This window comes from Streptomyces sp. NPDC054840 (genome assembly GCF_053611065.1).
This window is the reverse complement of sequence record NZ_JBSGZP010000566.1, coordinates 1-4,959: the sequence shown is the minus strand read 5'-3', so window position 1 is coordinate 4,959 and position 4,959 is coordinate 1. Positions and strand designations below refer to the sequence as shown.

7 protein-coding genes are annotated in these 4,959 nt (G+C 70.1%); 2 read left to right on the top strand and 5 right to left on the bottom strand.

What is annotated here, in order from left to right; all coding sequences use genetic code 11:
* From ACWGIU_RS29690 to ACWGIU_RS29680, 3 genes are all read right to left on the bottom strand, one after another.
* Positions 1–687, bottom strand: a 687-nt coding sequence (locus ACWGIU_RS29690; protein WP_453710907.1) for a chromosome segregation SMC family protein, incomplete at its 3' end; no start/stop codon positions are given.
* A gap of 234 nt (positions 688–921) precedes the next feature.
* Complete coding sequence (locus ACWGIU_RS29685; RefSeq protein ID WP_030012524.1) at positions 922–1,140, bottom strand: hypothetical protein; 219 nt, start codon at positions 1,138–1,140, stop codon at positions 922–924.
* A gap of 348 nt (positions 1,141–1,488) precedes the next feature.
* Positions 1,489–1,770 (bottom strand): acylphosphatase, encoded by a 282-nt coding sequence (locus ACWGIU_RS29680; RefSeq protein ID WP_030012523.1) that lies wholly within the window; start codon positions 1,768–1,770, stop codon positions 1,489–1,491.
* A 136-nt stretch (positions 1,771–1,906) separates the two neighbouring features.
* Here ACWGIU_RS29680 and ACWGIU_RS29675 point away from each other — a divergent pair, with 136 nt between their 5' ends.
* Positions 1,907–2,926: a CAP domain-containing protein gene (locus ACWGIU_RS29675; RefSeq protein WP_453710905.1), complete on the top strand. Its 1,020-nt coding sequence runs from the start codon at positions 1,907–1,909 to the stop codon at positions 2,924–2,926.
* Positions 2,927–2,942: 16 nt separating this feature from the next.
* On the opposite strand, the gene ACWGIU_RS29670 is transcribed toward ACWGIU_RS29675, so the two are convergent.
* Positions 2,943–3,545: a flavodoxin family protein gene (locus tag ACWGIU_RS29670; protein ID WP_453710911.1), complete on the bottom strand. Its 603-nt coding sequence runs from the start codon at positions 3,543–3,545 to the stop codon at positions 2,943–2,945.
* A 136-nt stretch (positions 3,546–3,681) separates the two neighbouring features.
* On the opposite strand from ACWGIU_RS29670, the gene ACWGIU_RS29665 reads away from it, so the two are divergent.
* Positions 3,682–4,086 carry a winged helix-turn-helix transcriptional regulator gene (locus tag ACWGIU_RS29665; RefSeq protein ID WP_453710903.1) on the top strand — a complete coding sequence of 135 codons (405 nt, stop codon included), beginning with the start codon at positions 3,682–3,684 and terminating at the stop codon, positions 4,084–4,086.
* On the opposite strand, the gene mutM is transcribed toward ACWGIU_RS29665, so the two are convergent.
* Positions 4,059–4,928 carry a bifunctional DNA-formamidopyrimidine glycosylase/DNA-(apurinic or apyrimidinic site) lyase gene (gene mutM, locus ACWGIU_RS29660; RefSeq protein ID WP_453710909.1) on the bottom strand — a complete coding sequence of 290 codons (870 nt, stop codon included), beginning with the start codon at positions 4,926–4,928 and terminating at the stop codon, positions 4,059–4,061. The genes ACWGIU_RS29665 and mutM overlap by 28 nt on opposite strands.
* Between the last annotated feature and the right edge of the window lie 31 nt (positions 4,929–4,959).

Below are 4,959 nucleotides of genomic sequence, written 5' to 3'. Positions count from 1 at the left end.
CAGCCGCAGCCGCGCGTCGCGCAGATCCGCCTGGATCACGGCCGCCCGCCGGGCGACCGCCGCCTGCCGTCCCAGGGGCTTGAGCTGGCGCCGCAGCTCGTCGCCGAGGTCCTGGACGCGGGCCAGGTTGGCCTGCATGGCGTCCAGCTTCCGCAGCGCCTTCTCCTTGCGCTTGCGGTGCTTGAGTACGCCGGCCGCCTCCTCGATGAAGGCGCGGCGGCCCATGGGGTCGGCGTGCAGTACGGAGTCCAGCCGGCCCTGTCCGACGATGACGTGCATCTCGCGGCCGATGCCCGAGTCGGAGAGCAGCTCCTGGATGTCGAGCAGGCGGCAGGTGTCACCGTTGATCTGGTACTCGCTGCTGCCGCCGCGGAACATGATCCGTGTGATGGTGACTTCGGCGTAGTCGATGGGGAGCGCGCCGTCGGAATTGTCGATCGTCAGGGACACCTCGGCGCGCCCGAGCGGCGGACGCCCGGTGGTCCCGGCGAAGATGACGTCCTCCATCTTCCCGCCGCGCAGGGATTTGGCCCCCTGCTCCCCCATGACCCAGGACAGCGCGTCCACCACATTGGACTTCCCGGAGCCGTTCGGGCCCACGACACAGGTGATTCCGGGCTCGAAGCGCAGGGTGGTGGCGGACGCGAAGGATTTGAAGCCACGCAGGGTCAGGGACTTGAGGTGCACGCCGCCGGACTCTACCTTTCGCGTCCGGTTTCACCCATGAAGGTGCTGGGCACAACTGACGCCAATGGGATCAGGCCCCCCACCTGGCCCTGTGGTCCGCGGCACGGCCGTGGGGAAAGGGAACGCGGGGAGCGGGCGCCGTAGGAGGCGGAGGACGAGGAAAGAAAGAAGGGACGCCGAAGCGTCCCTTGCAGATCATGCGGGGCTGGAGTCGAGCGTCGAGTGAAGCACGGGTCAGGTGAGCGCAGGCTCCGCCTGGGGTACGTCGATGTCGATGCTGCCGAGCAGCGAGTCTCCGTCGTGCTGAGCGGCGGCCGCGTTCAGCGCGTCATTTTCGGACTGAATCCGTACGAGCTCGGACTCGAGGTCCTGGACGCGCTGCTGAAGCCGTCGCATCTCGGCGAGGAGTCGCGGGTCGGAACCGCCGACGTAACCGAGAAGCGCCTTTGCCATGATGGATGGTCCTCCACACTGAGTGACCGACCGAAGCGGTGTGGGTCGTGAGGGAATCGCACCCGCGGATGTCCGGCAGCGACTGACAGTCACTGCGCTTACTACTGCCAACACTGCCAAACAGCTCAGGTGCGCGGGGCTTCCAGCGTCTCACCAAAAAGTTTGACGGTCAACACGATCACGCCCCGTATCCGCGGGCGCCCCGGCCCCTGCAAGGGGTGTGGAGATCATCCTCATCTCCGAGCCTTCCACGGATCACCCCCGTCGGCAACGTGTCGGGGACGAATCCGCAGTTCCGGCCGGGTGCGGACGGTCAGGGGTGTGATGAGTGCATGATCAGCCGATCGGTCATCGCATCCCGAATCCGTCGTAGCCACCGCGCGGTGTGCCCCAGATCTCTGTCACTCCGTCCACCCGCCCGGGCGTGTCGGAGGAGCGCAACCAGTCGAGCAGCCGGTGGCAATTCTCACGTTGACCTTCGGCGACCACCTGCACTCGCCCGTCGTCGAGGTTGAGCGCGAAGCCGACGACCCCCCCGATCTCCAGGGCGTTCTCCCTGGTGAACCAGCGGAAGCCCACTCCCTGCACCCGACCGCGCACCCAGGCGGTCAGACGGACATCTTCATTCATGCGTGAACGCTAACCGGGCGAGCACTTTGGGGACACATCACCCCCCTTGCCCCATGGCGTACAGTCGCGCACCAATGAACTCACCCATTTGGGTGGGTAAGGGATGATCTTGAACCGGCAAGGAAGGCACGCTCCGATGGGCCGTCACCGACTCCCCGCCGCGCCGCACAGCGGCGGCAAGCGCGGCACCGCTCTGCGCACCGGCCTGCTGGGCGTCTCGGTGGCCGTCGCCCTCGGCACCGCGGCGGTCACCGCCGGCATGGTCCCGGTCGGCGGCTCCTTCCCCTATGTGGGGGTCAGCGGTTCGGATTCCCCCGCCCCGGAGGCGGGAGCCAAGGCCTCGACCGGCCCCGACACGACGCTGCGGCAGCGGAACGGCCTCGTGAACCTGTCCGGCCGCGCCCCCGCGGGCACCGGCTCCGGCAGCGCGTCCCCGAAGCCGTCGGCCTCGGCCGCCCCCTCGGCGTCCGCCTCCCCGAGCCCCTCACCGAGCGCCTCGGCCTCGCCGTCCGCCGCGCCGAGCGCCGCACCCTCCTCCCCGGCCCCGCCGGCCCCGTCCGCCAAGGTCCCGTCCCCCAAGGCCCCGTCACCCAAGGTCCCGTCACCCAAAGCCCCGTCACCCAAGACCCCGTCCACCAAGGCCCCGTCCCCCAAGGCTCCCCGCACGAGCCCCGCCGCACCGGCCGCGCCGAGCGCCCCGGCGCCCGCCACGAGCCAGGCCCCCACTGCGGCCCCCTCGAAGTCGGCCACCCCTGAGCCCCGCCCGCCCCTGGACGGCCACTCCGCGGACGAGGCCGCCGTCGTCGCGCTCGTGAACCAGGAGCGCGCGCTGGCCGGGTGCGGCCCGGTCCGCGCCAACCCGCCGCTCGCGACCCTGGCCGGAGCCTTCAGCCTGGACATGGCCACCCGCGGCTTCTTCAGCCACGAGGACCCGGAGGGGAACACCCCCTGGGACCGCGCCACCAAGGCCGGGATCTCAGGCCTCGGCGGCGAGAACATAGCTCGCGGCCAGGGTGACGCCGAGGCCGTGATGAAAGCCTGGATGAACAGCCCGGGCCACAAGGCGAACATCCTGAACTGCGAGTTCCGCACCCTGGGTGTCGGCGTCCACCTCGCGGCCGGCGGCCCCTGGTGGACCCAGGACTTCGGTTTCTGAGGACACCCCCTGGGGCTCAGAGCGCGGCGGCTGCCAGGGCCGCGCGGCCCGCGACGACGATGCGGGTCTGCTCGGCGACGCGGCGGCCCAGGTGCTCGGCGGTCGCGATGTCGGCCTTGTGGACCGCGTCCGCGCCCTCGTCGGAGTTGGACTGGGCGGCGGCGCCGGCGAAGAAACCGAGACGGTTCAGGTCGTTCTCGGAGGCGGTGCTGGAGTTCCAGCCCGGCTTCAGGCCCAGGTTGATCCAGCTCATGCCGTGCTGCGCGGCCAGGATCTGGAAGAACTGCAGGGTGTGCAGCTTGTCGCCGCTCTTGGACGCGGAGTTCGTGAATCCGGCCGCCACCTTGTCCTGCCAGGCGTCGCCGAACCAGCGCTTCGAGGAGGCCTCGGCGAAGACGTGGAAGGCGCCGGAGGCGGTGCCCATGTACGTCGGGGATCCGAAGACGATCGCGTCGGAGGCGTCGAGCAGCTCCCACTGGGCGTCGTCGATCTCGTCGACCTTGATCAGGTGAACGGTCGCCCCGGCATCCGCGGCGCCGCTGCGGACCGCTTCCGCGACGACGGCGGTGTGGCCGTAGCCGGAGTGGTAGGCGATCGAGACGACGGGGGTGTGCGTGATTGCGGACAAGGCTGATCTCTCCCTCGGGAAAACTCTCGTCGCGACACAGGACGTGGTGCGACGAGACAAAGAGAATCACTAACTTTTAGAAAGCGCAACCCTTCGGTTAGCGCTGCCCAGTAGTACGCTGATGCACATGGAGACCCCCGCCTGTACCGAAGCCGCCGATGCCGGACAACCGTTCGATGTCTTCGCGCGCGCCTGCCCGTCCCGGGAAACCCTCGAGCACGTCACGGGCCGCTGGGGCAGCCTCACCGTGGGCGCCCTGCGCGAAGGCCCGTGCCGCTTCAACGAACTGCGCCGCCGCGTGGAGGGCGTCAGCGAGAAGATGCTCTCCCAGACCCTCCACGCGCTGGAGCGCGACGGCATAGTCAACCGCGAGGCGCAGCCCACCAACCCGCCGCGCGTCGACTACGAACTGACCCCGCTCGGCTCCGAGGTCGCCGACCGGCTGCTCGCGCTCATCCACTGTCTGGAGGGCAACATGCCCGCGGTGCTGGGTGCCCGTGAGTCCTACGACGCCACGCGCGGCGGCCGCTGACAACGCGGGCAGAAGTAGCTCGACCGGTTCATCCACGGTCGGCGCCGTATCGGTGTACCGCAGCGCCGGCAGGGTTCGTCCTCGCGCCCGTAGGCGTCGAGCGAACGATCGAAGTAGCCCGACTCCCCGTTCACGTTGACGTAGAGGCTGTCGAAACTGGTGCCGCCGACCGCGAGGGCGGCGTTCATGACATCCCGGGTATGGCCGAGAAGTTCCGTGCTCCGGGGGCGCGTGAGGTGGGCGGTGGGGCGCTCGTAGTGCAGCCTGGCGCGCCACAGCGCCTCGTCCGCGTAGATGTTGCCCACCCCGCTGATCAGGGACTGGTCCAGCAGCGCCCGCTTGACGGTGGTCCGCTTGGCGCGGAGCGCGAGGTGGTAGGCACCTTCGTCGAAGAGCGGATCCAGGGGGTCGCGCGCGATGTGCGCGATCACGTCGGGCAGCCCGTCGGTGCTGTCGGCGGCGACCTCGTGCAGCGAGAGGCCGCCGAAGGTCCGCTGGTCCACGAAGCGCAGTTCCGTACCGGCGTCGTCGTCGAAGCGCACCCGGATCCGCAGGTGCTTCTCGTCGGGGGAGCCCTGCGGCTGCACCAGCAGCTGCCCGCTCATCCCGAGGTGCCCGAGCACGGACAGGCCGCGGCCCTCCAGCGGCAGCCACAGGTACTTCCCGCGCCGCTGCGGCACTCCGATGGTCTCCCCGCGCAGCCGCGCCGCGAAGTCGGCCCCGCCGCCCGGATGCCGCCGAACGGCCCGCGGATGCAGGACCTCGACGGCCTCGACGGTCCGCCCGGCCACCCAGCGCTCCAGCCCCCGCCGTACGACTTCTACTTCGGGCAACTCGGGCACGGGGTACCTCCGGCGGGAGTGGATCTGATGC

What these genes read in the sequence shown, in the direction of transcription:
- ACWGIU_RS29685 (WP_030012524.1), bottom strand. Translation starts at nt 1,140, where the DNA reads ATGGCAAAGGCGCTTCTCGGTTACGTCGGCGGTTCCGACCCGCGACTC.
- ACWGIU_RS29680 (WP_030012523.1), bottom strand. Translation starts at nt 1,770, where the DNA reads ATGAATGAAGATGTCCGTCTGACCGCCTGGGTGCGCGGTCGGGTGCAG.
- ACWGIU_RS29675 (WP_453710905.1), top strand. Translation starts at nt 1,907, where the DNA reads ATGGGCCGTCACCGACTCCCCGCCGCGCCGCACAGCGGCGGCAAGCGC.
- ACWGIU_RS29665 (WP_453710903.1), top strand. Translation starts at nt 3,682, where the DNA reads ATGGAGACCCCCGCCTGTACCGAAGCCGCCGATGCCGGACAACCGTTC.